This is a genomic window from Streptomyces sp. NPDC007929, assembly GCF_042959065.1.
Lineage (GTDB): Bacteria > Actinomycetota > Actinomycetes > Streptomycetales > Streptomycetaceae > Streptomyces.
The window spans coordinates 765,318-787,665 of the sequence record NZ_JBIBKD010000002.1 but is presented as its reverse complement, the minus strand read 5'-3'; the positions used below and the strand labels follow the sequence as shown (position 1 = coordinate 787,665).

Below are 22,348 nucleotides of genomic sequence, written 5' to 3'. Positions count from 1 at the left end.
AATGGCCCGAACTCCTTGGGTGGGGTTCGGGCCATCGCCGTTTTGTGTCGCGTTGCCTGCCGGGTGCGGGCGGGTGGGGGCTTGTCGCGCCCACGCGGCGGAGCCGCACATCGAAACAGCCCCGCGCCCCTGAGGCCGCCCCCCTCAAGTACGTCTACACCACCTGGTGCAACCAGCGGACCGGGGCGCCTTCGCCTGCGTAGCGGAAGGGTTCGAGTTCGTCGTCCCAGGGCTTGCCGAGCAGCTTGTTGAGTTCGGCCTCCAGGTCGGTCTCCCCCTGCCGGCTGCGCTGGAGGGCTGCTCTGAGGCGGTCCTCGGGGATGAGGATGTCGCCGTGGATGCCGGTGACGGCGTGGTAGATGCCCAGGTCGGGGGTGCAGCTGTAGCGCTCGCCCTCGGCCGTTGCGCAGGGCTCGGCGGTGACTTCGAAGCGCAGCAGGTGCCAGCCGCGGAGCGCGGAGGCGAGTTTGGACGCCGTACCGGCCTGGCCCTGCCAGGAGAACTCCGAGCGCCAGGTGCCCGGGGCGGCCGGCTGACGGATCCAGTCCAGGCTGACGCGTGTGCCGAGCACCCCGGCGACGGCCCACTCGACGTGCGGGCACAGCGCGCGCGGCGCGGAGTGCACGTACAGAACTCCACGTGTCGTCACCGGAACCTCCGGGCAGAGCGGGACATGGTGCAAGGGCGGAACGGCTGTGACCGGGCGGGTCACGTTGATGGCGAGGCTACCGTGCGGGGGCGCAAGGAGTGTGACGTACGGTCGGTCCAGGTGCCGGGAAACGCCTGCCATTCACCCAGGGGGACGCTTGTACGGGTGTGAGCCGTTGCACCTGATCGGGCGGGAACCCTCGTGCGTTGTTATGGGTTGGGGAGACAGACACGGCGTGGCGAGGGGATGGACCAGGATGCGGGAGCGAGGCCGTCGTACCCGGGGCGTTGTGGCCGTGGTCGCGGCGGCCGTGCTGGGGGTCGCGGGGTGTGATGCCGTGGGGGGTGATTCCGCGGCCCCGTCCGAGAGTGCGAAGCCGTCGCCGAAGCCGACGCCTCTGTGGGACCGCAGCCCGGGTTCCGTCGCGGCCGTCGGGGACTCCATCACGCGGGCGTTCGACGCCTGTGACGTGCTGTCGGACTGTCCGGAGGCGTCCTGGGCGACCGGTGCCAGCCCCGAGGTCGACTCGCTCGCGGTGCGGTTACTGGGCAGGGAGGGCGCCGCTCGGCGCAGCTGGAACTACGCGGTGACCGGGGCGCGGATGGCCGACCTGCCCGGGCAGATGGCGCAGGCGGTGCGGCGCGAGCCGCAGTTGGTGACGGTGATGGTGGGGGCCAACGACGCCTGCCGGCGTACGACGTCGACGATGACCCCGGTCTCCGCCTTCCGCGCCGACTTCGAGGACTCGCTGCGCTCCCTGCGCAAGGCCCTGCCGAAGGCACAGGTGTTCGTGGCGAGCGTGCCCAATCTGAAGCGGCTGTGGTCCGAGGGCCGCGGCAGCCCGATGGGCAAGCAGGTGTGGAAGCTGGGCATCTGCCCGTCGATGCTGGGCGACGCGGACGCCCTGGATGCGGCGGCGACCCTGCGGCGGAACACCGTGCAGCAGCGGGTGGAGGACTACAACAAGGTCCTGGAGGAGGTCTGCGCCGAGGACGAGCGGTGCCGCTACGACGGGGGCGCGGTGTACGACTACCGCTTCGGCACCGGCCAGTTGAGCCGCTGGGACTACTTCCACCCCAGCGTGAACGGACAGGCCCGGTTGGCGGAGATCGCGTACCGCACCGTCACCGCGAAGGAGCCCCTCACCTAGAGTTCCGCACATGAACGAACTCTTCGGAACACTTTCCGACGGGACCCCGGTGCACCGCTGGACCCTGGAGCGGGCGGGCGTACGCGTGCGGGTCCTGTCGTACGGCGGGATCGTGCAGTCCGTGGAGGTGCCGGACCGGGAAGGCCGGGCCGGGGGCGTGGTGCTGGGGTTCCCGGATCTCGACGGGTATCTCGCCCATCCGGAGCCCTACCTCGGTGCCCTGGTCGGGCGGTACGCCAACCGGATCGCCGGCGCCCGGTTCACCCTGGACGGCCGGACGTACGCGCTGGAGCCGAACAACGGGCCGAACTCACTGCACGGCGGGGCGCGCGGTTTCGACAAGCGGGTCTGGGACGCGGAACCGGCCGGGCACGGGGTGCGGCTGACGCGGATCAGCGCGCACGGCGAGGAGGGGTTCCCGGGGCGGCTGGAGGTGTCGGCGACGTACTCGCTCGACGGGTCGGGCGCGCTGCGGATCGCCTATGAGGCGGTCACGGACGCGCCGACCGTGGTGAATCCGACGAACCACAGCTACTTCAACCTGGCCGGTTCCGGGGACGCCGGTGGTCATGAACTGCGGCTGGCCGCCTCCCGGTACACACCGGTCGACGCCGATCTGATCCCGGACGGTGACCCGCAGGACGTGACCGGCACGCGCTTCGACTTCCGCGAGGCCCGCAAGACCGGCTCCGGCTACGACCACAACTTCGTGCTGGACAAGGGTGTGACGGACACTCCGGTGGAGGTCGCCGAGCTGCACGACCCGGCGTCCGGGCGGGTGCTGACGGTGGCGACGACCGAGCCCGGCCTCCAGCTGTACACCGCCGACCACCTGTCCGGCCCGTTCGCGCCCGGCGACGGCATCGCGCTGGAGACCCAGCACTTCCCCGACTCGCCGAACCGTCCGGACTTCCCGACGACCGTGCTGCGGCCGGGCGAGGTGTTCCGCTCGGAGACGGTGTACGGGTTCGGCGTGCGCTGACCGGCGGGCCCCTGACAGACCATGAGCCCCGGTCCGGAGGTCAGGTCCCGGACCGGGGCTGCTCGATGGGGAACTTGTCCCGGATCAGACGTTAATCGTCGCGGTGATCCTGCGGTCCGTGATCGAGCGTCCGAGCTGGATCTCGTACGAACCCTTCACATACGACCACGAGCCGGTCGCCTCGTCCCAGATTTCGAAAGCTCGGCGTGGCCTTTCGACGGCGGCCTCGACGATCCCCGTCTGAACCCCGCCCATGGCGTGGACCACACCCGTCACGCGATACTGCGGCCGTCCGGCACCGACCCCCCACCGCGACGGAAGGCCTGAACACCCTTGAACTCCATACGCGTTCGCCTCGGCGTCCTCGGTCTCGCCCTGCTGACCGGCTTCACCACCCCGACCGCGGCGAACGCCGCCCCGGCGGCCCCCTCCCCCACCGTCGAGGAGCAGCGGCTCGGCGGTGCCGCCCCCCAGGAGATCCTGCGCCGCTCCGGGTTCGACACCGCGGCCCCGCGGCTGGCCCGGGCGCTGGAGGGGGCCCGCGGCTACGGCGAGGCACGCCGGGCCGTCGCACGCGAGGGCGCGCGGCTGTGGCAGCGTGCGGTCGACCGGGCGCAGGGCCGCGGGCCGGCCGGCGGGGACCTCAGCCGGGATGACGACCGGCCGCTGTACTGGGCGCGGCTCGGCATGACGCGTGAGGTACGCACCTGGCAGCCGGAGTTCGGCCTGACGGACGGGCGACGGGCCGCGCTGCTCGACGAGCTGGAGCGCACCTCACGGGGCCAGGACGCCATCCGGTATCCGCACCGCAAGGGCCTGAAGCGGATCCTGCTCACCGGCTTCGACCCGTTCACGCTGGACCGCGACATCCGTATCTCCAACCCCTCCGGCGCCACCGCGCTGGCCCTGGACGGCACGGTGATCGAGACGGCGGACGGACCGGCCCGGGTCGAGACGGCCGTGTTCCCGGTGCGCTGGCAGGACTTCACGGAAGGCACGGTGGAGCGGACCCTGCGGCCGCAGCTGCCGAAGGTCGACCTGTTCACGACGGTGAGCCAGGGCCGGGTCGGGCGGTTCGACATCGAGCGGACCAACGGCGCCTGGCGGGGCGGCTTCGGGGACAACGAGAACATCGGCCGCACCGAGACCGTGCCGGTGAGCGACCCGGCCTCGCAGCCGCAGTGGACGACGACCACCCTGCCGTACGCGGCGATCAGCGCCGCGCAGACCGGCCGTTTCCCGGTGTACGACAACACGAGCGTCACCGAGATCCCGGCCGGCGGCACCGAGCCGGTGGTACGCCCGGCCGGGCCGACGCCCGGCTCGGTCGCACGCGCGGGCGGGGGCGGGGACTACCTGTCCAACGAGATCGCCTACCGGGCGACGCTGCTGCGGGACCGGCTGGGGCTGCACGGCACGCTGCCGGGCGGGCATGTGCACACGCCCGTGCTGCAGTTCGCCGCCGGGAACACCACCGAGGTCACCGACCCGGAGTTCGTGCGCAACCGGCTGGACATCATCGCCCAGGTGCGGGCGATCCTGACGGTGGCTGCGGAAACGTCGTAGCGGCCCGGTCGCCCGTCTCGCCGCCGTCGCCGTCCTCGTCGATCTCCTCGCCCAGGAGGTCACGCGCCATGAGGGTGGCGCCCGCGACCGCGCCCGGCATCAGGAACACCGCGACGAACGGCACCAGGAAGGACACGGCGAGCGGTGTGCCGAAGCCCCAGACGAGCGTCTTGCGGGAGCGCAGCAGCGCGAGGCGGTCGCGCAGTTCGACGCTGCGGCGCTGGAGGGCGACGGCGGTCAGTTCCTCGGCGAGGAAGAACCCGGTGACGAAGAACCCGATCACCGGGACGACCGTCTGCCCGACCACCGGGATGAAGCCGCACCCGAACAGCAGCACACCCCACAGGGCGGCCCGCACCACGATCCGCAGACTGTCCCGGGCGGAGATCCACAGCTCGCGCCAGAGCGGCAGCCCCGACTCGGGGGCGTGCCCGTCCGGGGACACGTCCCGGTCGACCTTCTCGGAGAGGTTCTCGTAGAAGGGCTGCCCGATCAGCAGGGTCACGGCGGTGAAGGTCACGACGGACAGGAGCAGTCCGAGGGCGAACAGCACGGCGGTCAGGAAGCCGCGGAAGAGCCCGAGCCAGGGGCTGGACCAGTCGTCCGCGAAGGGCGTCGCCCAGCCCACGAGGTCCTCGCCCCACAGCGCCAGCGCGACGAGCGCCCCCGCGTACAGGACGAGGGTGATCAGGCCGGGGAGCAGCCCGAAGCCGTACTGCCTGCCGTGCCGGGCCACCCATCGCTGGCCCTTCAGGAGGTACCGGAAACCCACCCCTAGATCGCGCATGGACAAACCCTATCCGGGCAGGCCCGGCCGCTGCCCTACGGGGCCGTACGGGGCTCCGGTGACACCAAGGCGACCTTGTCGCCGTTGAGTCGAAGCGGCACACCTCGCCGTACCGATCTCAGGAAGCCCCGGAGGAGGCACGCGTGCGCACCACGAGAAGCGTTCCCGCGAGACCTGTACGGATCGCCGCCCTGGCCCTGGCCACGGCGGGTGATCGGGTACGGCCTCTTCCTGAAGCCGGTGGAGGGCAAGGCCTCGGTCGTCAGCGGGGACGGCACGGTCCTCTTCGGCGCCGAACCACTCTTCCGGGACCACCCCGAGGGGGAATTCCCGCAGGTGGCGAGGGCATTGTTCACAGTGGCACACAGCGCTTCAGTCAAGGAGAGCGGATGACGCAAGAGATCCACGGCAGCGTGGCGGACGGCTTCGAGGCGGTGCGCGAGGAGTTCACTGCGTTCGTCGCCGGGGAGCGAGCCGACTACGAGGGGCAGCTGTGCGCCTATGTCCGCGGCCGGAAGGTCGTCGACCTGTGGGCGGGGACCGACGCCGACGCCCTCTACGGTGTGTTCTCGTCCACGAAGGGCGCCGCCTGCCTGGTCGTGGCTCTGCTCGTCCAGGACGGCACGCTCGAACTGGACCGCAAGGTGACGTACTACTGGCCGGAGTTCGCAGCCGAGGGCAAGGGCGCGCTGACCCTGCGGGACCTGCTGGCGCACCGGGCGGGCGTGGTCGGCACGGACACCGGCTTCACGCTCGCGGAGCTGGCCGACGACCGCCAGCTCGCCGAACGCCTCGCCGACCAGCGGCCGTTCTGGCGCCCCGGGACGGCGTTCGGCTATCACGCGCTGGTCGCCGGCGCCCTGGCCGGCGAGGTCGTACGCCGCGCGACGGGCCGCACGCTCCAGGACGTCTACCAGGAGCGGATCAGGACGCCGTACGGGCTGGACTTCCACCTGGGGCTGCCCGCGCCCGCGGAACCGCGCTTCCGCACCACCCAGCCGATGGATCCGACGCCCGAGCAGCAGGCCGTCCTCGACGCCGCGGCCACGGGCCCGCACTCACTGGCGTCGATCGCGTTCAACCGCAACGCGGCCGAGCCGACCGACCTCGTCTCCCTGCCGAACATGCCGCTGATCCGCGCCAAGGGCCCGGCGTCGGTGGGCGGGGTGGCGTCCGCGCGGGGTCTGGCGGGGCTGTACGCGGCGGCGATCAGCGAGGTGGGCGACCAGCCGGCGCTGCTGAAGCCGGACACGGTGGCGGAGTTCGGCCAGCTCCACTCGGCCGGTTACGACCTGGTGGCCCGGGATCACAAATCGTTCGGGCTCGGCTTCCAGACGACGGCTGACACGTGGCACCCGTTCCTCGGTGCCGGGACGATCGGGCACAGCGGGGCGGGCGGCTCCCAGGCGTTCGCGGACCCGTGGAGCGGTCTCGCGTACGGCTACACGCGCCGCCGGTTCGCCTTCCCGGGCGGGGCGGCCCCGGAGAACGACCGGCTGGCGCGGGCGGTGCACACGGCGGCGCTCGCCTCCTGAGCGCCTGCCCTACCGCCCCGGGCCCGGACACGGGCGGAGGCCGCACCCCACGTCCAAGGGTGCGGCCTCCGCCTACGCAACGACCGGAGTCAGACCAGCGTCACGGTGATGTTGCCGCGGGTCGCCTTCGAGTACGGGCAGACCTCGTGCGCCTTCTCGATCAGCGACCGCGCGGTGCCCCGGTCGGCCTTCGGGATGTCGGCCGAGATCTCGACGATGATCCCGAAGCCGTCCCCGTTCTTGCCGAGGCCGACCTTCGCGGTCACGGTCGAACCGGTGAGGTCGGCCCCCTCCTGGCGGGCGACGACACCGAGAGCGCCCTGGAAGCAGGCGCTGTACCCGGCGGCGAAGAGCTGCTCGGGGTTGGTGCCGGTGCCGCTCCCGCCCATCTCCTTCGGCGGGTTGACGACGACGTCGAGCCTGCCGTCGTCGGTGGCGACCCGGCCGTCGCGCCCGTTCTCTGCGGTGGCGACGGCGGTGTACAGGACGTCGGACTGCTGGATCGGCATGCGGTTGTGTTCCTTAGGTCGTCCGCCGCGGCTCGCGCCCGGGCCGGGACGGATTCGGAAACAAGTTACCGCATGCCGGAATCCTGAAGGAAGGTGTCGAAGCTCCCGGGGTCAGAGCTTGACGATCATCTTCCCGGTGTTGTCTCCGCGCAGCACGCCCAGGAACGCCTCCAGGTTGTTCTCGATGCCCTCGACGACGGTCTCGCGGTACTTCAGCTCGCCGGAGGCGACCCAGGGGGCGACCTCCCGCACGAACTCCGGCTGGAGGTCGTAGTGGTCACCGACCAGGAAGCCCTCGATGCGGCCGCGGGTCGCGATCAGCCGGGCGAGGTTCTTCGGGCCCGGGGCGGGCTCGGTGTTGTTGTAGACGGAGATCATGCCGCAGACGGCGATCCGGCCACCCTGGTTGAGGGAGCCGATGGCCGCTTCCAGGTGGTCACCGCCGACGTTGTCGAAGTAGACGTCGATCCCGTCCGGGGCGGCGGCGCGCAGCTGCTCGGCGACGGGCCCGTCCTTGTAGTTGAAGGCGGCGTCGAAGCCGTACTCCTCCTTGAGGAGCTTCACCTTCTCGTCCGACCCGGCGGAGCCGATGACCCGCGCGGCGCCCTTCAGCCGCGCGATCTGCCCGACCTGGCCGCCCACGGCTCCGGCGGCGCCGGACACGAAGACGGTGTCGCCCTCCTTGAAGGCGGCGGTGCGCAGCAGACCCGCGTAGGCGGTGAGGCCGGTCATGCCCAGCACACCGAGGTACGTCGACAGCGGCGCGGCGTCCGGGTCCACCTTGACGGCGTTCTTCGCGCCGACGACCGCGTACTCGCGCCACCCGAAGAAGTGCAGGACGTGGTCCCCGACGGACAGCCCCTCGGCGTTCGAGGCCACGACCTCGCCGACGGCGCCGCCCTGCATGACCTTGCCGAGCTCGAACGGGGCGACGTAGGACTTGGCGTCGCTCATCCGGCCACGCATGTACGGGTCCACGGAGAGGTACTTGTTCCGGACGAGGACCTCTCCCTCACCCGGCTGCGGGACCTCCACCTCGACGAAGGCGAAGTCCTCGGGCTTGGGCCAGCCGACGGGACGGCTCGCCAGGTGCCACTCGCGGCTCACGGCGGGGAGGGTGGGGGTGTCGGTCATGGTGCGTCGTACCTCACTGGCTCGATGCGAATACTTCAGTACCTGAAACAACCATGCTCCTGAAAATTTCAGGTTGTCAAATAAACGGGTACCCTCGATGGCATGGCCTCCACCACACCGACGCCCGAAGAGACGACCAACCGCCCCGATCCGCTGACCCTTGAGGTCGTCGAACTGATCGGGGAGGTCGTGGCGCGGTTCCACGAGGACTACGAGTCGGGGGCGGCCGAGCACGCCCTGACCGGTGCGCAGGCGCGACTGCTCAGCCTGCTGTGCCTCGAACCGCTGCCGATGCGCCGGCTGGCCCAGCAGCTGAAGTGCGAGCCGTCCAACGTCACGGGGATCGTGGACCGGCTGGAGGCACGGGGTCTGGTCGAACGCCGCCCGGACCCGGCGGACCGCCGCGTGAAGGTGGCGGCGGCGACGGAGGAGGGACGCCGGGTGGCCCGAAGCCTGCGCGAATCCCTCCGCTTCGCCCGGGAACCCCTGGCGGGGCTCTCCGAGGGTGAACGGGTGGCACTGCGGGACACGCTGCGGCGGATGCTGACCTGATCCACGACGACCCGCCCCACCCCACCGTGATCGGCCCCGGCCGCCGTGCCCCGAGCGGGGCCCGGGTGACGGCGGTGGGCGCAGGACCCGCACACGGGTCGCAGCGGAGGCGACGGGGCCTTCCGGCCGCTTGTTCCGGAACGACTCGTGCGGTCCGGCTCCTCGCCGGGGCGGGGCCGAGCAGCGCGAGGGCCCGGGCCAGGTCGACGGGATCAGCCCGGCTGTTGCTGGGCGCGGGGTGCAGGGTGCACACCACGGCTCGGCGGCATGAGGCCGATTTCGGGGCGGGGGCCGCCGGAGCGGCATCCTCGCCGGGGACACGGGCCGAACAGCGTGACGGCCCCGGACCAGGTCCGGGAGATCAGCCCGGCTGTTGCTGGGCTCAGGGCGCCGGGTGTACACCACGGCTCGGATGTAGCGGCGGGGGGCGGCCGCCGGAGCGCGCTCTTGCCGGGGCGGGGCCGGGCAGCGTGACGGACCCGGACCAGGTCCGTGTGATCGTCCGAGGTGTCGCCGTGTGTGCCACGGCTCGTACGGCCAGGGGGCCGATTTCGGGCGGGCGGGGGCGAGCGGCGCGACGTCCCGATGGAGTCCGTGGCATCGGCCGAGCCGCCGTTGTGCGCAACACAGCCATGGCGACGCCTCCGGGCCGAGTCGTCGCCGTGTGCGTCACGGTTCCGACGGGGGCGGGGGTGCCGCGTAGCGCGACGGCTCCGGGTCAAGTTCGGGACGTCGGCTGGGCCGAGGCTACGTGCACCACCACAGGAAGCGTTTGCACGGCTCCGACGGGGAGGGGTCCGGGTCCGGGGGTGGGGTGGTGGGGTTCGAGGTCGGGGCGGGGTCCGGGGCCGGTGGGGCTGCCGTGGGGGCGGACGACGGGCGTCCGGCGGTGTCTCCCGCTGTCGCCTCCTTCGTCGGTTCGTCGTCCTTCGGGGACTCCGACTTCTCGTCCTTCGGGGTCTTCGAAGCGGATGGGTCATCAGACACGCTGGGCGAGGCGGAGGTTGAGGTGCCGCCACTCTCCGGCGTCTTTCCGCGGTCCTTCTCGCCCGCCTCCACCGACGCGTCCCCGTCCGGCGACTCACCCCCGGCCGCGGCCGGCTTCGGCGTCGGCTTCGGGGCGTCCATCCCGAGTTCCGCGAGGCTCAGGCCACCGGCCGCCAGCACGAACCCGGCCGCCACGAACAGCGTCCGGCGCCGCCGTCGGCGGTGTGCCGCGGCCTTGCGGTCCCGTCGGCTCGACCCGCCCGGGCCGTCGGCGGCCGGACCGCTTCCGCGCCCGCGCCCACGCCGCCGGGCGGCCCGCCCGAGGTGCTCGCCGTCGCCATCACCGTCGCCATCACCGTAGTCATCACCGTCGTCAGCGGCGTCGGCATCGGCATCCGCATCGCTTCCGGCGTTCCCGGTGCCGTCGTCACCCGCACGGGGGGCGTCGTAGGTGCCGTCATACCCGGCGGGCTCCAGCCCGCGCCCGCGCAGTGTTTCGGCCGAGGTGCCGCACCCCGGGCAGGCAAGGGCGCCGTTGAGGTGCCGTCGGCACGGGTCGCAGTAGTCCATGACGCGGGAAGATTAAGTTCCGCGCAGGTCACGTTCCTAGAGGCCACTGTGAAGGTTCTGTAGGGACACGAGGCACCCGTGGTTTCGAAACTGTCGAAACCGTTATGCGCGCGACCCATTGACACTCCTACCGCCCGATCCTTACTGTCACGCCAGCATTTCGAACGTGTGACGAAATCTCGAACAGACCGAGACGCCGGAGCGCGAGCGGGACGCTGACGAAAGACAATGACGAACTGAGCCGACGAAGCTGCGAGGGACAACCGCCGTGCGCATCACCGGAATCAGCACACACGTGGTCGGGACGCCTTGGCGCAACCTGACGTACGTCCAGGTGCACACCGACGAAGGGATCACCGGAGTCGGCGAGACCCGGATGCTGGGACACACCGACGCCCTTCTCGGATACCTGAGGGAGGCCGAGGCCAATCACATTCTCGGTTCCGACCCCTTCGCCGTCGAGGACCTCGTCAAGCGCATGAAGTACGGCGACTACGGCCGTGCGGGCGAGATCGTCATGTCCGGTATCGCCGTGATCGAGATGGCCTGCTGGGACATCAAGGGCAAGGCCCTGGGCGTCCCCGTCTGGCAGCTGCTGGGCGGCAAGGTCACCGACAAGGTCAAGGCGTACGCCAACGGCTGGTACACCACCGAGCGCACCCCGGAGGCCTACCACAAGGCCGCCCAGGGCGTGATGGAGCGCGGTTATCGGGCGCTCAAGATCGACCCCTTCGGCACCGGCCACTTCGAACTGGACCACCAGCAGACCCTCTACGCGGTCTCCCTGATCGAGGCGGTCCGGGACGCCATCGGCCCCGAGGCCGAGCTGATGCTGGAGATGCACGGCCGCTTCTCCCCGGCCACGGCCGTGCGCCTGGCCAAGGAGCTGGCGCCGTTCAAGCCGGCGTGGCTGGAGGAGCCGGTCCCGCCGGAGAACCTCAAAGCGCTGGAGAAGGTCGCCGCCAAGGTCGACATGCCGGTCGCCACCGGTGAGCGCATCCACGACCGGATCGAGTTCCGGGAACTGTTCGAGAGCCAGGCCGTCGACATCATCCAGCCGGACGTCGGCCATATCGGTGGAATCTGGGAGACCAGGAAGCTCGCCGCGACCGCGGAGACCCACTACATGCTGGTGGCTCCCCACAACGTCGGCGGCCCGGTCCTGACCGCCGCCTCCCTCCAGGTCGGTTTCACCTCTCCGAACTTCAAGATCCTGGAGCACTTCAACGACTTCGCCGACGCGGAGATCAAGAAGGTGGTCAAGGGCGCCCCGCAGGTGAACCCGGAGGACGGCTGCTTCCACCTCTCCGACGCCCCGGGCCTGGGCGTGGAGCTGGACGTCGACGCCGCCGCCGAGTTCCCCCAGCAGCAGGCCCGTTTCGACCTCTGGGCGGAGGGCTGGGAACAGCGCAAGCCGAAGGGCGCGCAGTGAGCACCGCCGTCGTCATCGACGCCCCGGGCGAGCACCGCCTGGTGCCGCACGAGCCCCGGCGCCCCGAGGCCGGGGAGGCGCTGGTCCGGGTGCACGCCTCCGGGATCTGCGGCAGCGACCGCGAGGTCTACCAGGGCAACCGCCCCGAGGGCTACGTCCGTTACCCGCTCACCCCGGGCCACGAGTGGTCCGGGACCGTCCAGGCCGTGGGCGCCGGTGTTCCGGAGTCCCTCGTGGGCCGCAAGGTCGTCGGTGAGGGCTTTCGGAACTGCCAGGTCTGCGACCGCTGCCACGCGGGCGACACGACCCTGTGCACGGCCGGCTACGAGGAGACCGGGTTCACCCAGCCGGGCGCGATGGCGGCCACGCTGACCCTCCCGGCCCGTCTGCTGCACGCGCTCCCGGACGACTGCGACCTCACGGCCGCGGCCCTCCTGGAGCCCGCCGCGTGCATCGCGGCCGCCGCGCTGAAGGGCAACGCCCAGCCCGGCGAGCGCGTCGCCGTGGTCGGCACCGGCACCCTCGGCATGTTCGCCGTGCAGTTCCTCAAGGCGAACTCGCCGTCCGAGCTGCTGGTCGTCGGCACCCGCCGGGACCGTGAGGCGCTCTCGCGCCAGTACGGTGCGACCGACTTCAGGACGAAGGACCAGCAACTCCCGGACGACTTCGACGTGGTGATCGAGACGGCCGGGTCCGCGGACGCCGCCCGGATCTCGGCCGGCCTGCTCCGGCGGGGCGGCCGGCTGGTCCTGACCGGCATCCCGGCACCGGGCGCCGAGGGGCTCGACCCGACCGACCTCGTCGTGAAGCAGCTGGAGGTGCACACCGTCTTCGGTGCGCCGCCGGACGCCTGGGCCCACACGGTGCGGGTGTTCGCCGCCGGTCTGCTCGACCCGCTGCCGCTGGTGACGCACGAGCTGCCGCTCACCGAGTTCTCCCAGGCCATCGAGTTGGTCGGAGCCGGTGATCCGAAGGTGGGCAAGGTCCTGCTCCGCCCCTAGACGTACGCCGGTACGGGGGCAACCTGACGGCTCCCGTACCGGCGTACCCCAGCCTTGCGCTACCCAGAGCCGCGAACCTCGTCCGAAATTTCGAACCAGAAGGACATTGCCGTGACCGACGCTCCCGCCCCGGCCGCCCGCAGGCCCGGGGAACAGGCGCTCAGCGCACTGGGCCTGAGCGCGCCCGCCCCCGATCCCGCCGACGCCTCCGCGCACTCCTTCCCCGGCGGCGGCCGCTGGCGCACCGAGATCCCCTCCTGCGAGGGCCCCGAGGCGCTCGCGGTGGTGCTGAAGGAGGCCTCGCGGCTGGACGTGCCGATCCACCGGATCAGCCAGGGCAGCGGCGTGTGGATGCTGACCGACGCCGAGATCACCGAGATGGTCGAGTCGACGGCCGAGCGCGACATCGAGCTGTGCCTGTTCACCGGCCCGCGCGGCACCTGGGACATCGGCGGGTCCACGCGCACCGACTCGCGGGGGGCCGGGCTGCGCGCCCGCGGCCACGACGCCGTCGCCGGCTGCGTCGAAGACGCCGTCCGGGCCACGGAGTTGGGCGTCAAGTGCCTGCTGATCGCCGACGAGGGCGTGCTGTGGACGCTGCACCGGGCACGGGCCGCCGGGATCATCCCGGCCGACACCACGCTCAAGGTCTCCGCGCTCATCGGCCCGGTCAACCCGGCGGCGTACGCGGTCTACGAGCGTCTCGGCGCCGACTCGGTCAATGTGCCGAGCGACCTGACGCTCGATCACCTCACCGAGATCCGGCGGGTGTCGGGCGCCCCGATGGACATGTACATCGAGGCCCCGGACGACCTCGGCGGCTATGTGCGGATGTACGAGGTCGCCGAGCTGATCCGGCGCGGTGCCCCGCTGTATCTGAAGTTCGGCCTCTCCAAGGCGCCCGGGATCTACCCGTACGGGCACCACATGCGGGAGCTGACGCTGGCCACCGCCAAGGAACGCGTGCGGCGCGGCCGGCTCGCCCTGGACCTGCTGGCCCGCCATGGAGCGGACGGCGACATGGCGCCGCTCGGCTCCCGGCTGCCCGGCGATCTGCAACGGTTCGAAATCTCGTCATAACGTTCCGGCTACTCGCCTTACAAAAGAAGACACAGCCGCGCACAATCCCACACAACTCTTCTCGGTCTTTCCGGCACGACCAACCGGAGCGACTTCGCGCCCCAGACCGAGCCCTGCACACACATCAAGGATGATGATCATGCGTAACCGCAGAGCTGCCCTGACCGCCATAGCCGGAGCCGCTTCCCTCGCCCTCACCCTGTCCGCCTGCGGCCAGAGCGGTGAGGGGGGCAGCAAGGAGAGCGACGGCGACAGCAAGGGCGCCACGATCGGCATCGCGATGCCGACGAAGTCCTCCGAGCGCTGGATCGCCGACGGCAAGAACGTCGTGACGGAGCTGGAGTCCAAGGGCTACAAGACCAGGCTGGTCTACGGCGAGGACGACCCGGACCAGCAGGTCTCCCAGGTCGAGAACCTGATCACGCAGGGCGTCAAGGCGCTGATCATCGCCGCGATCGACAACAAGTCGATGAACAACGTGCTCCAGCAGGCCAAGGACGCCGACATCCCGGTCATCTCCTACGACCGCCTGATCCTCGGCTCGCAGAACGTCGACTACTACGCGTCGTTCGACAACGAGAAGGTCGGCGAGCTCCAGGGCACCTACATCGCCGAGAAGCTCGGCCTGAAGGACGGCTCCAAGAAGGGCCCCTTCAACATCGAGCTGTTCGCCGGCTCCAACGACGACAACAACACCCGCTACTTCTTCGGCGGCGCGATGAAGGTCCTCCAGCCCTACATCGACAAGAAGCAGCTCGTCGTCCGCTCCGGCCAGACCAAGCTCAACCAGGTCACCACCCTGCGCTGGGACGGCGGCACCGCCCAGAAGCGCATGGACGACATCCTGACGTCGGCCTACAAGAGCGAGCGCGTCGACGCCGTGCTCTCCCCCTACGACGGCATCTCCATCGGCATCCTGTCGGCGCTGAAGTCCGACGACTACGGCTCCAAGAGCAAGCCGCTGCCGATCGTCACCGGCCAGGACGCCGAGGTCGCCTCGGTGAAGTCGATCATCGCCGGCCAGCAGTCGATGACCGTCTACAAGGACCTCCGCAAGCTCGCCAAGGTGTCCTCGAACATGGTCGACGCGCTGCTGAACGACAAGAAGCCCGAGGTCAACGACACCAAGACCTACGACAACGGCTCGAAGGTCGTCCCGGCCTACCTGCTGGAGCCGGTCGCCGTCGACAAGAGCAACTACCAGAAGGAGCTCATCGACTCCGGCTACCTCAAGGAGAGCGACGTCAAGTAGTCCCCGCCGCCCACCGACGATTCACCACTGATTGGAAGGCACGACCATGGCGGGACCCGTCCTGGAAATGCGCTCGATCGTCAAGACCTTTCCCGGCGTCAAGGCGCTGTCGGACGTCACGCTGACCGTCCGGCAGGGCGAGGTCCACGCCATCTGCGGGGAGAACGGCGCCGGCAAGTCGACCTTGATGAAGGTCCTCTCCGGCGTCCACCCGCACGGCACGTACGAGGGCGACATCCTCTTCGAGGGAGAGGTCTGCCAGTTCAAGGACATCCGGGCCAGCGAAGAGCGCGGCATCGTGATCATCCACCAGGAACTGGCCCTGGTGCCCTACCTCTCCCTCGCGGAGAACATCTTCCTCGGCAACGAGCACGCCAGCCGGGGGATCATCAGCTGGACCGAGACGCTCCGGCACGCCACCGAACTGCTGCGCCGGGTCGGCCTGTCCGACCACCCGGACACCCGCGTCGCCGACATCGGCGTGGGCAAGCAGCAGCTCGTGGAGATCGCCAAGGCCCTGTCGAAGAAGGTCAAGCTGCTCATCCTGGATGAGCCGACCGCCGCGCTGAACGACGAGGACAGCGGCAAACTCCTGGATCTCATCCTGGAGTTGAAGAAGCAGGGCATCACCTCGATCATCATCTCCCACAAGCTCAACGAGATCCGCAAGGTCGCCGACTCGGTGACGATCCTGCGCGACGGCAAGACCATCGAGACCCTCGACGTGAAGGCCGCGGAGACCACCGAGGACCGGATCATCAGCGGGATGGTCGGCCGCGACCTGGAGAACCGCTTCCCGGAGCGCTCCCCGCACGAGCCCGAGGAGGGCGCGGCCCCGGCCCTGGAGATCCGGGGCTGGACCGTGCACCACCCGATCGACCAGCAGCGCAAGGTGTGCGACGACGTCTCGCTCCATGTGCGGCGCGGGGAGATCGTCGGCATCGCGGGCCTGATGGGCGCCGGCCGCACCGAACTCGCGATGAGCGTCTTCGGCCGGACCTACGGCCGGTACGCCGAGGGCACGGTCCTCAAGGACGGCAAGGAGATCCGTACGAAGTCCGTCCCCGAGGCGGTCAAGCACGGCATCGCGTACGTCACCGAGGACCGCAAGCACTACGGCCTCAACCTCATCGACACCATCAACCGCAACATCTCGCTGAGCGCCCTGGGCAAGGTCGCCAAGCGCGGTGTCGTCGACGAGCACGAGGAGCGGCAGGTCGCCGAGGGCTTCCGCAAGTCCATGAACATCAAGGCGCCGACGGTGTTCGAGCCGGTGGGCAAGCTGTCCGGCGGCAACCAGCAGAAGGTCGTCCTCAGCAAGTGGATCTTCTCGGGTCCGGACGTGCTGATCCTGGACGAGCCGACGCGCGGTATCGACGTCGGTGCCAAGTACGAGATCTACACGGTCATCGACCAGCTGGCCGCCCAGGGCAAGGCGGTCGTCTTCATCTCCTCCGAGCTGCCCGAGCTGCTCGGCATGTGCGACCGCATCTACACGATGGCCGCGGGGCGGCTGACGGGTGAGTTCTCGCGGGCCGAGGCCTCCCAGGAATCGCTGATGCGTCAGATGACGAAGGACAAAGAGGTAACCCGATGAGCACGGACGTGACCGCCAAGAGCCCGGCCCCCGCGCCGCCGGGCAAGAGCGGAGGGGCCGCGGGCGACGGCCTGTTGCAGCTGGTGATGGAGGGCCTGCGCCGCAACATGCGGCAGTACGGCATGCTCATCGCGCTGGGCCTGATCGTGGTCCTGTTCGCCGTCTGGACCGACGGCGACCTGCTGCTGCCGCGCAACGTCTCCAACCTGGTGCTGCAGAACAGCTACATCCTGATCCTCGCGATCGGCATGATGCTGGTCATCATCGCCGGCCACATCGACCTCTCGGTCGGCTCGCTGACGGCGTTCGTCGGGTCGATGGCCGCCGTGTTCATGGTCAAACACGACCTGCCGTGGCCGCTCGCCGTGGTGCTGTGCCTGGCCGTGGGCGCGGTCGCCGGTGCCGTCCAGGGCTTCTTCATCGCGTACGGCGGGATACCGTCGTTCATCGTGACCCTGGCGGGCATGCTGATCTTCCGCGGTCTGACGGAGATCTTCCTTGAGGGCCAGACCCTCGGCCCCTTCCCGAACGGGCTGCAGAAGGTCGCCAACGGGTTCCTGCCCGAGGTCGGCCCCAACACGAACTACCACAACCTCACACTGTTGCTCGGCTTCGCGATGATCGCCTTCGTGATCTTCCAGGAGGTCCGTGACCGCAAGCGGCAGCAGGAGTTCGACCTGGACGTCCCGCCCACCAAGCTGTTCCTGCTGAAGCTGGTCGCGATCGGCGCCGCGGTGCTGACCCTCACCATGCTGCTGGCCAGCTACAAGGGCGCCCCGATCGTGCTGCTCATCCTGGGCGTGCTGCTCGTCGGCTTCGGCTACGTGATGCGCAACGCGATCATCGGCCGCCACATCTACGCCATCGGCGGCAACCTCCCGGCGGCCAAGCTGTCGGGTGTGAAGGACAAGAAGGTCACCTTCCTGGTCTTCCTGAACATGGGCATGCTCGCGGCCCTGGCGGGTCTGGTCTTCGCCGCCCGCTTCAACGCGGCCTCTCCCAAGGCCGGCCTCAACTTCGAGCTGGAGGCGATCGCCGCCTCCTTCATCGGCGGCGCGTCGATGAGCGGCGGTGTCGGCACCGTCCTCGGCGCGATCATCGGTGGCCTGGTCCTGGGCGTGCTGAACAACGGTATGAACCTCGTCGGCATCGGCACCGACTGGCAGCAGGTCATCAAGGGCCTGGTGCTGCTGGCGGCGGTCGGGTTCGACGTGTGGAACAAGCGCAAGGTCGGTTCGTAAGTCAGATCGGGGCCCCGCCACCACGGCGGGGCCCTCTCCTTATACGGGAGCCGCACACATGGAACTGAACAGACGCACGGTCATCGCGGGAGCGGCGGCGGCGGGCATGGCCGCCACCACGCTCGGCGGCACGGCGCACGCCACGGGAGGCAGGAAGCCGGTGAAGACGCTCTTCGGCAAGCTGGCCGACGGCACCAAGGTCTACAGCTGGTCGCTGGAGAACGGCGGCACCCGGCTGAAGGTGCTCTCCTGGGGCGGAGTCGTCCAGTCCCTGGAGATCCCCGACCGGCGCGGCCGCTACGCCAACGTCTCGGCGGGCTTCGACAACCTCGCGGACTACGTCGCCAAGACGCCCTACTTCGGCGCCCTGATCGGCCGGTACGGCAACCGCATCGGCAAGGGCAAGTTCACCCTGGACGGCAAGGACTACCAGCTGTCCGTGAACGACGGTGAGCAGAGTCTGCACGGCGGCGCTCAGGGCTTCGACAAGCGCGTGTGGGACGTCGAGCCGTTCGTGAAGGGCTCCGACGTCGGTCTGCACCTGTACTACACGTCCGTCGACGGTGAGATGGGCTACCCGGGCACGCTCAAGACGAAGGTGACGTACACGCTCACCCGGCACGGCGACTGGCGCATCGACTACGAGGCCACCACGGACAAGGCCACCGTCGTCAACCTCACCAGCCACGTCTACTGGAACCTGGCCGGTGAGGGCAGCGGCACGATCGAGGACCACGAGCTGCACATCGCCGCGTCCCGCTACACGCCCACCGACGCGGGTCTGATCCCCACGGGCGAGCTGGCCAAGGTCGCGGGCACGCCGTTCGACTTCAGCCGGGCCAAGCCGATCGGCCGGGACATCCGCGTCTCGCACCCGCAGTTGGTCACCGCCAAGGGCTTCGACCACAACTGGGTGCTCGACAAGGGCATCACCGCCCGGCCCGAGCACGTCGCGACCCTGCGTGACCCGTCCTCCGGCCGCACCCTGAAGATCGCCACGAACGAGCCGGGCCTGCAGTTCTACTCCGGCAACTTCCTCGACGGCACGCTGACCGGCCCGTCCGGCCGCACCTACCGGCAGGGCGACGCGCTCTGCCTGGAGACGCAGCACTTCCCGGACTCGCCGAACAAGCCGAAGTTCCCGTCGACGGTGCTGCGCCCGGGGCAGACGTACCGGACGACGACGATCCACACGTTCGGCTGCTGAGGCCACTGACAGGCCTTCACGAAATGGGCACATGTTCTGACCGTTTTCCCGACGGTTGAACGGCGCCTCCGTGGTCTCCGTATGAAAGGGCGGCCCGCGCTCCCCCGCGCGGGCCGCCCTTAAACGTCGGGTCCGTCCGTCCCCAACGGACCCGCCCCATACGGAGGTTCCATGGCCGACAACGTCACGTCGCTGTTCCGCAGTACCGCGGCACACAGCCCGTCGATGGCGGCTCTGACACGTGAGGGCGGCGAGGGAGCCGGCCCCGTGGACTTCTGTATCCCCTGCAACCCGTACTTCCCGACCCCGGCCATGTTCGAGGACATGGCGAGCCGGCTGCGCGACATCATCACCTACTACCCGAGCAGCGCCGACACGATCACCGCCGAGCTGTGCAGCCTGCTCCAGCTGCCTCCGCAGTGCGTCGCCATGGGCAACGGCTCGACCGAGCTGATCACCTGGATCGACCACCTGCTGGTCCGTGAGTCCCTCGCCGTCCCCGTCCCCACCTTCGGCCGCTGGACCGACCAGCCCATGGAGACCGGCAAGCGGGTCGACATGTTCCCGCTCCAGGAGTCCAGCGGCTTCGCCCTCGACCTCGCGCAGTACGCCGAGTTCATACGGGCCCGGGGCACCCGTGTCGCGGTGATCTGCAACCCCAACAACCCCGACGGCGGCTTCCTGCACAAGCACGCCATCGTGCAGTTCATGGACGCCATGGCCGACCTCGACCTGATCGTCGTCGACGAGTCGTTCCTGGAGTTCGCGGACGCCGAGGCCGAACCGTCCGTCGTCCAGGAGGCGATGCTGCGGCCCAACGTCGTCGTGCTGCGCAGCCTCGGCAAGAACTTCGGCCTGCACGGCATCCGCTTCGGCTACCTCGTCGCCAACCCCGCGCTCGCGGGCCGGGTCCGCTCGATGCTCCCCAAGTGGAACCTCAACTCCTTCGCCGAGCACGTGGTCTTCATGCTCAAGGAGCACGGCGCCGAGTACGCCCAGAGCCTGACGCAGGTGCGCCGCGACCGCCTCGACATGGCCGGTCAGCTCTCCGCCCTGCCCGGGCTCACGGTCTACCCCTCACAGGGCAACTTCCTCTTCGTGCGCCTCCCTGTGGGCGCCGAGGGCACCGTGGTCAGGGACCGGATGCTCACCGAGCACCGGATCCTGGTCCGCGAGTGCGGCAACAAGATCGGTTCGTCCAGCCGCTTCCTGCGTCTCGTGGTGCGCCCCCAGGTGGACGTGCGTCGCCTGGTGTCCGGCCTGGAACAGGTGCTCTACGGGACGTCCAGGAGGGGAGCCGCCGTACCCGAGCTGGGCAACGGGACCAGCTACAGCTCGGGTACGGCGGCCGTGGACCGGCTGGTGAGCGAGACGAACGGGGCGGGCGTGCGGGGGCTCGCGGCGCAGGCGGTGGGGATGACCGCCGCGCCGGTCGCTCCCGCGGCCACGGGGGCCGGGGGGCCGGGGCTCGCCCCGGCGGCCGCGAGCACGGGAGGGGCGGGGTTCGCCCCCGCCGCGGCGGCCCCCGCCCCGGCTCCCGCTCCGGCCACCGGCATCGGCATGCCGCTCCCCGCCGCCGCGTCCGCCGTACCGGCGGGCACGAGCGGCGGGATGCCGATGCCGGCCGCGGCCCAGATGCCGCAGCCGCAGCCCCAGCCGCAACCGCAGATACCCCAGCCGCGGATGCCGCAGCCCCAGATGCAGCCGGTGCCCCAGCCCACGCCCCAGCCGGTCGCGGCGCAGGCGCCGCCGTTGGCACCCGTGGCACCGGTTCCCGCTCCGGCACCGGCCCCCGCGCCGTCCCCCATGGCCGCTCCCTTCTCCGGCCCCACACCGCCCGGCGTCCCGGCCCGTGGAGGCCTCACGGCGGCCCAGGTACGAGGCACGAACGGCCTGACCCCCGCACCGGCCACGGGCTGGCCCGCAGCCCAGAGCTGGCCCAACGCGGCGGGGATGGGGCAGGCGGGGTAGTCGTCGACGGGGTCAGTAGGCGACGGGCCAGCCGGTGTTCCAGTTCAGGAGGTTGATGCCGAGTTTGGGGGTGCCGTTGTCGTTGGCGTCGTAGTAGTGGTAGACGATCAGGTCCCCGTCGGTGTCCTTCAGGATCGACTGGCCGCCGGGGCCGATGACGTTGCCGTGCGACTCCAGGACGGGCGTGCCGCCGTTGTTCATGAGGTCGACGCCGTTCTTGTCCCGGTACGGCCCGGTGACGCTGGAGGCGCGTCCGACCTTCACCTTGTACGTGGAGCTGGTGCCGGCGCAGCAGGTGTCGTACGAGGCGAAGAGGTAGTAGTAGCCGCCCCGCTTGACGATGAAGGGCGCCTCGACGGCCTTGGTCCCGGTGGGGCGGGAGGCGAGCGAGTAGCGGGTGGTGTTGGAGGAGAGCTGTTTCCCGGTGGCGGGGTTGATCTGGATCATCTTGATCCCCGTCCACCAACTGCCGAACGACAGCCACCACTTGCCGTCGTCGTTCACGAAGAGGTTCGGGTCGATGGCGTTGAAGTCGGCGGAGGAGTTCGAGATGTAGACGGTGCCCTGGTCGGTCCAGCTGCCCGGCCGGCCAGTACTGGAGGTGGCGAGGCCGATGGCGGAGGTGTTCGAGCCGAACTTCGAGACGGAGTAGTACATCAGGTACTTGCCGCCGTGGTACGAGATGTCCGGCGCCCAGGCCTCCGGAACGGAGGAGTAGTTCCGCCACCAGCCGGGCCTGCTCGCGAAGGCGTCGCTTCCGTTGCGGAAGGCGGTGCGGTCGCCGGAGGTCTTGCTCGCGATGCCGCCGCCGGTGGCGTACAGCTGGTACTGCCCGGACGAGGTACGGATCATCGAGGGGTCGTGGGTGACGATGTCGCCGGTGACCCGGCCGGGGTTGGGGTAGGCGGACGCCGTGCTCGGGAGCAGTGCGAGGAGGGCGGCGGCGGGGAGGGCGAGCAGGGTGGTTCGCCTGCGGAGGGTGCGGGGGCTGCGGGAGGTACGGGGGCTGCGGCTCATGGGAGGCCTCTTCCTTGCGGTGGGGGTGGAGTGCTGCTCGACATTTCGAACGGCGATCGCAAGTTCGAACGGACCGTAGAATCGAACCCTTTGCGCGTCAATGGTCCGCGCAGCAACAACCGCGCGGAC

General features: G+C 70.2%; 19 protein-coding genes and 1 pseudogene. 13 read left to right on the top strand and 7 right to left on the bottom strand.

The annotated features are described in order from the left end of the window. Positions 1 to 154: 154 nt before the first annotated feature. Positions 155 to 649: a DUF3145 domain-containing protein gene (locus ACFZDE_RS08295; protein ID WP_031131293.1), complete on the bottom strand. Its 495-nt coding sequence runs from the start codon at positions 647 to 649 to the stop codon at positions 155 to 157. A gap of 256 nt (positions 650 to 905) precedes the next feature. On the opposite strand from ACFZDE_RS08295, the gene ACFZDE_RS08290 reads away from it, so the two are divergent. Together ACFZDE_RS08290 and ACFZDE_RS08285 are read left to right on the top strand one after the other, a co-directional pair. Continuing rightward, complete coding sequence (locus tag ACFZDE_RS08290; protein WP_391198471.1) at positions 906 to 1,799, top strand: SGNH/GDSL hydrolase family protein; 894 nt, start codon at positions 906 to 908, stop codon at positions 1,797 to 1,799. Between the two features lie 10 nt (positions 1,800 to 1,809). Further along, on the top strand, positions 1,810 to 2,781 hold the full coding sequence (locus tag ACFZDE_RS08285; RefSeq protein WP_391198469.1) for a galactose-1-epimerase: 972 nt from the start codon (positions 1,810 to 1,812) through the stop codon (positions 2,779 to 2,781). A gap of 84 nt (positions 2,782 to 2,865) precedes the next feature. Here the strand turns inward: ACFZDE_RS08285 and ACFZDE_RS08280 are convergent. Beyond that, positions 2,866 to 3,009: pseudogene (locus ACFZDE_RS08280) on the bottom strand (fibronectin type III-like domain-contianing protein); the annotation flags it as partial. 105 nt (positions 3,010 to 3,114) lie between these two features. Between ACFZDE_RS08280 and ACFZDE_RS08275 the strand changes: the two are divergent. Then, on the top strand, positions 3,115 to 4,347 hold the full coding sequence (locus ACFZDE_RS08275; RefSeq protein WP_391198468.1) for a pyroglutamyl peptidase: 1,233 nt from the start codon (positions 3,115 to 3,117) through the stop codon (positions 4,345 to 4,347). Here the strand turns inward: ACFZDE_RS08275 and ACFZDE_RS08270 are convergent. Continuing rightward, a complete protein-coding gene (locus tag ACFZDE_RS08270) occupies positions 4,298 to 5,134 on the bottom strand; it encodes an EI24 domain-containing protein (RefSeq protein ID WP_391198465.1) in 837 nt (278 codons plus the stop codon). The two genes, ACFZDE_RS08275 and ACFZDE_RS08270, sit on opposite strands and share 50 nt — an antisense overlap. Before the next feature lie 389 nt (positions 5,135 to 5,523). On the opposite strand from ACFZDE_RS08270, the gene ACFZDE_RS08265 reads away from it, so the two are divergent. Beyond that, positions 5,524 to 6,669, top strand: coding sequence for a serine hydrolase (locus tag ACFZDE_RS08265; RefSeq protein ID WP_390997248.1), 1,146 nt, complete (start codon positions 5,524 to 5,526; stop codon positions 6,667 to 6,669). 89 nt (positions 6,670 to 6,758) lie between these two features. Here the strand turns inward: ACFZDE_RS08265 and ACFZDE_RS08260 are convergent, their stop codons facing one another. Further along, a complete protein-coding gene (locus ACFZDE_RS08260; protein WP_390997245.1) occupies positions 6,759 to 7,178 on the bottom strand; it encodes an Ohr family peroxiredoxin in 420 nt (139 codons plus the stop codon). Positions 7,179 to 7,289: 111 nt separating this feature from the next. Next, positions 7,290 to 8,312 carry a zinc-binding dehydrogenase gene (locus tag ACFZDE_RS08255; protein ID WP_391198464.1) on the bottom strand — a complete coding sequence of 341 codons (1,023 nt, stop codon included), beginning with the start codon at positions 8,310 to 8,312 and terminating at the stop codon, positions 7,290 to 7,292. Positions 8,313 to 8,414: 102 nt separating this feature from the next. On the opposite strand from ACFZDE_RS08255, the gene ACFZDE_RS08250 reads away from it, so the two are divergent. Next, the gene (locus ACFZDE_RS08250; RefSeq protein ID WP_391198463.1) at positions 8,415 to 8,864 is read left to right on the top strand and encodes a MarR family transcriptional regulator; all 450 of its coding nucleotides are present in this window, start codon (positions 8,415 to 8,417) and stop codon (positions 8,862 to 8,864) included. A gap of 747 nt (positions 8,865 to 9,611) precedes the next feature. Here ACFZDE_RS08250 and ACFZDE_RS08245 read toward each other — a convergent pair. Continuing rightward, a complete protein-coding gene (locus ACFZDE_RS08245; protein ID WP_391198461.1) occupies positions 9,612 to 10,421 on the bottom strand; it encodes a hypothetical protein in 810 nt (269 codons plus the stop codon). A gap of 268 nt (positions 10,422 to 10,689) precedes the next feature. Here ACFZDE_RS08245 and ACFZDE_RS08240 point away from each other — a divergent pair, with 268 nt between their 5' ends. The 8 genes from ACFZDE_RS08240 to ACFZDE_RS08205 all read left to right on the top strand — a co-directional run bounded on the left by ACFZDE_RS08240 (position 10,690) and on the right by ACFZDE_RS08205 (position 21,202). Then, on the top strand, positions 10,690 to 11,853 hold the full coding sequence (locus ACFZDE_RS08240) for an enolase C-terminal domain-like protein (RefSeq protein ID WP_390997233.1): 1,164 nt from the start codon (positions 10,690 to 10,692) through the stop codon (positions 11,851 to 11,853). Continuing rightward, entirely contained in the window at positions 11,850 to 12,854 is a 1,005-nt protein-coding gene (locus ACFZDE_RS08235; protein ID WP_390997231.1) for an alcohol dehydrogenase catalytic domain-containing protein, read from the top strand. Before ACFZDE_RS08240 ends, ACFZDE_RS08235 begins: the two co-directional genes overlap by 4 nt. A gap of 111 nt (positions 12,855 to 12,965) precedes the next feature. Further along, positions 12,966 to 13,934, top strand: a complete 969-nt coding sequence (locus tag ACFZDE_RS08230) for a hypothetical protein (protein WP_391198459.1) — start codon at positions 12,966 to 12,968, stop codon at positions 13,932 to 13,934. Between the two features lie 139 nt (positions 13,935 to 14,073). Then, positions 14,074 to 15,186: a multiple monosaccharide ABC transporter substrate-binding protein gene (gene chvE / locus ACFZDE_RS08225; RefSeq protein ID WP_391198457.1), complete on the top strand. Its 1,113-nt coding sequence runs from the start codon at positions 14,074 to 14,076 to the stop codon at positions 15,184 to 15,186. A gap of 46 nt (positions 15,187 to 15,232) precedes the next feature. Beyond that, positions 15,233 to 16,783: a multiple monosaccharide ABC transporter ATP-binding protein gene (gene mmsA, locus ACFZDE_RS08220; protein WP_390997222.1), complete on the top strand. Its 1,551-nt coding sequence runs from the start codon at positions 15,233 to 15,235 to the stop codon at positions 16,781 to 16,783. Further along, entirely contained in the window at positions 16,780 to 18,024 is a 1,245-nt protein-coding gene (gene mmsB / locus ACFZDE_RS08215; protein WP_391198454.1) for a multiple monosaccharide ABC transporter permease, read from the top strand. The genes mmsA and mmsB overlap by 4 nt, the downstream gene beginning before the upstream one ends. Before the next feature lie 58 nt (positions 18,025 to 18,082). Beyond that, a complete protein-coding gene (locus ACFZDE_RS08210) occupies positions 18,083 to 19,231 on the top strand; it encodes a galactose-1-epimerase (protein ID WP_391198452.1) in 1,149 nt (382 codons plus the stop codon). Between the two features lie 171 nt (positions 19,232 to 19,402). Next, the gene (locus ACFZDE_RS08205; protein ID WP_391198449.1) at positions 19,403 to 21,202 is read left to right on the top strand and encodes an aminotransferase class I/II-fold pyridoxal phosphate-dependent enzyme; all 1,800 of its coding nucleotides are present in this window, start codon (positions 19,403 to 19,405) and stop codon (positions 21,200 to 21,202) included. Between the two features lie 12 nt (positions 21,203 to 21,214). Here ACFZDE_RS08205 and ACFZDE_RS08200 read toward each other — a convergent pair whose 3' ends face one another. Then, positions 21,215 to 22,219 (bottom strand): family 43 glycosylhydrolase, encoded by a 1,005-nt coding sequence (locus ACFZDE_RS08200; protein WP_391198447.1) that lies wholly within the window; start codon positions 22,217 to 22,219, stop codon positions 21,215 to 21,217. Positions 22,220 to 22,348 lie beyond the last annotated feature (129 nt).

What these genes read in the sequence shown, in the direction of transcription:
- ACFZDE_RS08290 (WP_391198471.1), top strand. Translation starts at nt 906, where the DNA reads ATGCGGGAGCGAGGCCGTCGTACCCGGGGCGTTGTGGCCGTGGTCGCG.
- ACFZDE_RS08260 (WP_390997245.1), bottom strand. Translation starts at nt 7,178, where the DNA reads ATGCCGATCCAGCAGTCCGACGTCCTGTACACCGCCGTCGCCACCGCA.
- ACFZDE_RS08255 (WP_391198464.1), bottom strand. Translation starts at nt 8,312, where the DNA reads ATGACCGACACCCCCACCCTCCCCGCCGTGAGCCGCGAGTGGCACCTG.
- ACFZDE_RS08265 (WP_390997248.1), top strand. Translation starts at nt 5,524, where the DNA reads ATGACGCAAGAGATCCACGGCAGCGTGGCGGACGGCTTCGAGGCGGTG.
- ACFZDE_RS08210 (WP_391198452.1), top strand. Translation starts at nt 18,083, where the DNA reads ATGGAACTGAACAGACGCACGGTCATCGCGGGAGCGGCGGCGGCGGGC.
- ACFZDE_RS08205 (WP_391198449.1), top strand. Translation starts at nt 19,403, where the DNA reads ATGGCCGACAACGTCACGTCGCTGTTCCGCAGTACCGCGGCACACAGC.
- mmsA (WP_390997222.1), top strand. Translation starts at nt 15,233, where the DNA reads ATGGCGGGACCCGTCCTGGAAATGCGCTCGATCGTCAAGACCTTTCCC.
- mmsB (WP_391198454.1), top strand. Translation starts at nt 16,780, where the DNA reads ATGAGCACGGACGTGACCGCCAAGAGCCCGGCCCCCGCGCCGCCGGGC.
- ACFZDE_RS08245 (WP_391198461.1), bottom strand. Translation starts at nt 10,421, where the DNA reads ATGGACTACTGCGACCCGTGCCGACGGCACCTCAACGGCGCCCTTGCC.
- ACFZDE_RS08285 (WP_391198469.1), top strand. Translation starts at nt 1,810, where the DNA reads ATGAACGAACTCTTCGGAACACTTTCCGACGGGACCCCGGTGCACCGC.
- ACFZDE_RS08250 (WP_391198463.1), top strand. Translation starts at nt 8,415, where the DNA reads ATGGCCTCCACCACACCGACGCCCGAAGAGACGACCAACCGCCCCGAT.
- chvE (WP_391198457.1), top strand. Translation starts at nt 14,074, where the DNA reads ATGCGTAACCGCAGAGCTGCCCTGACCGCCATAGCCGGAGCCGCTTCC.
- ACFZDE_RS08270 (WP_391198465.1), bottom strand. Translation starts at nt 5,134, where the DNA reads ATGCGCGATCTAGGGGTGGGTTTCCGGTACCTCCTGAAGGGCCAGCGA.
- ACFZDE_RS08200 (WP_391198447.1), bottom strand. Translation starts at nt 22,219, where the DNA reads ATGAGCCGCAGCCCCCGTACCTCCCGCAGCCCCCGCACCCTCCGCAGG.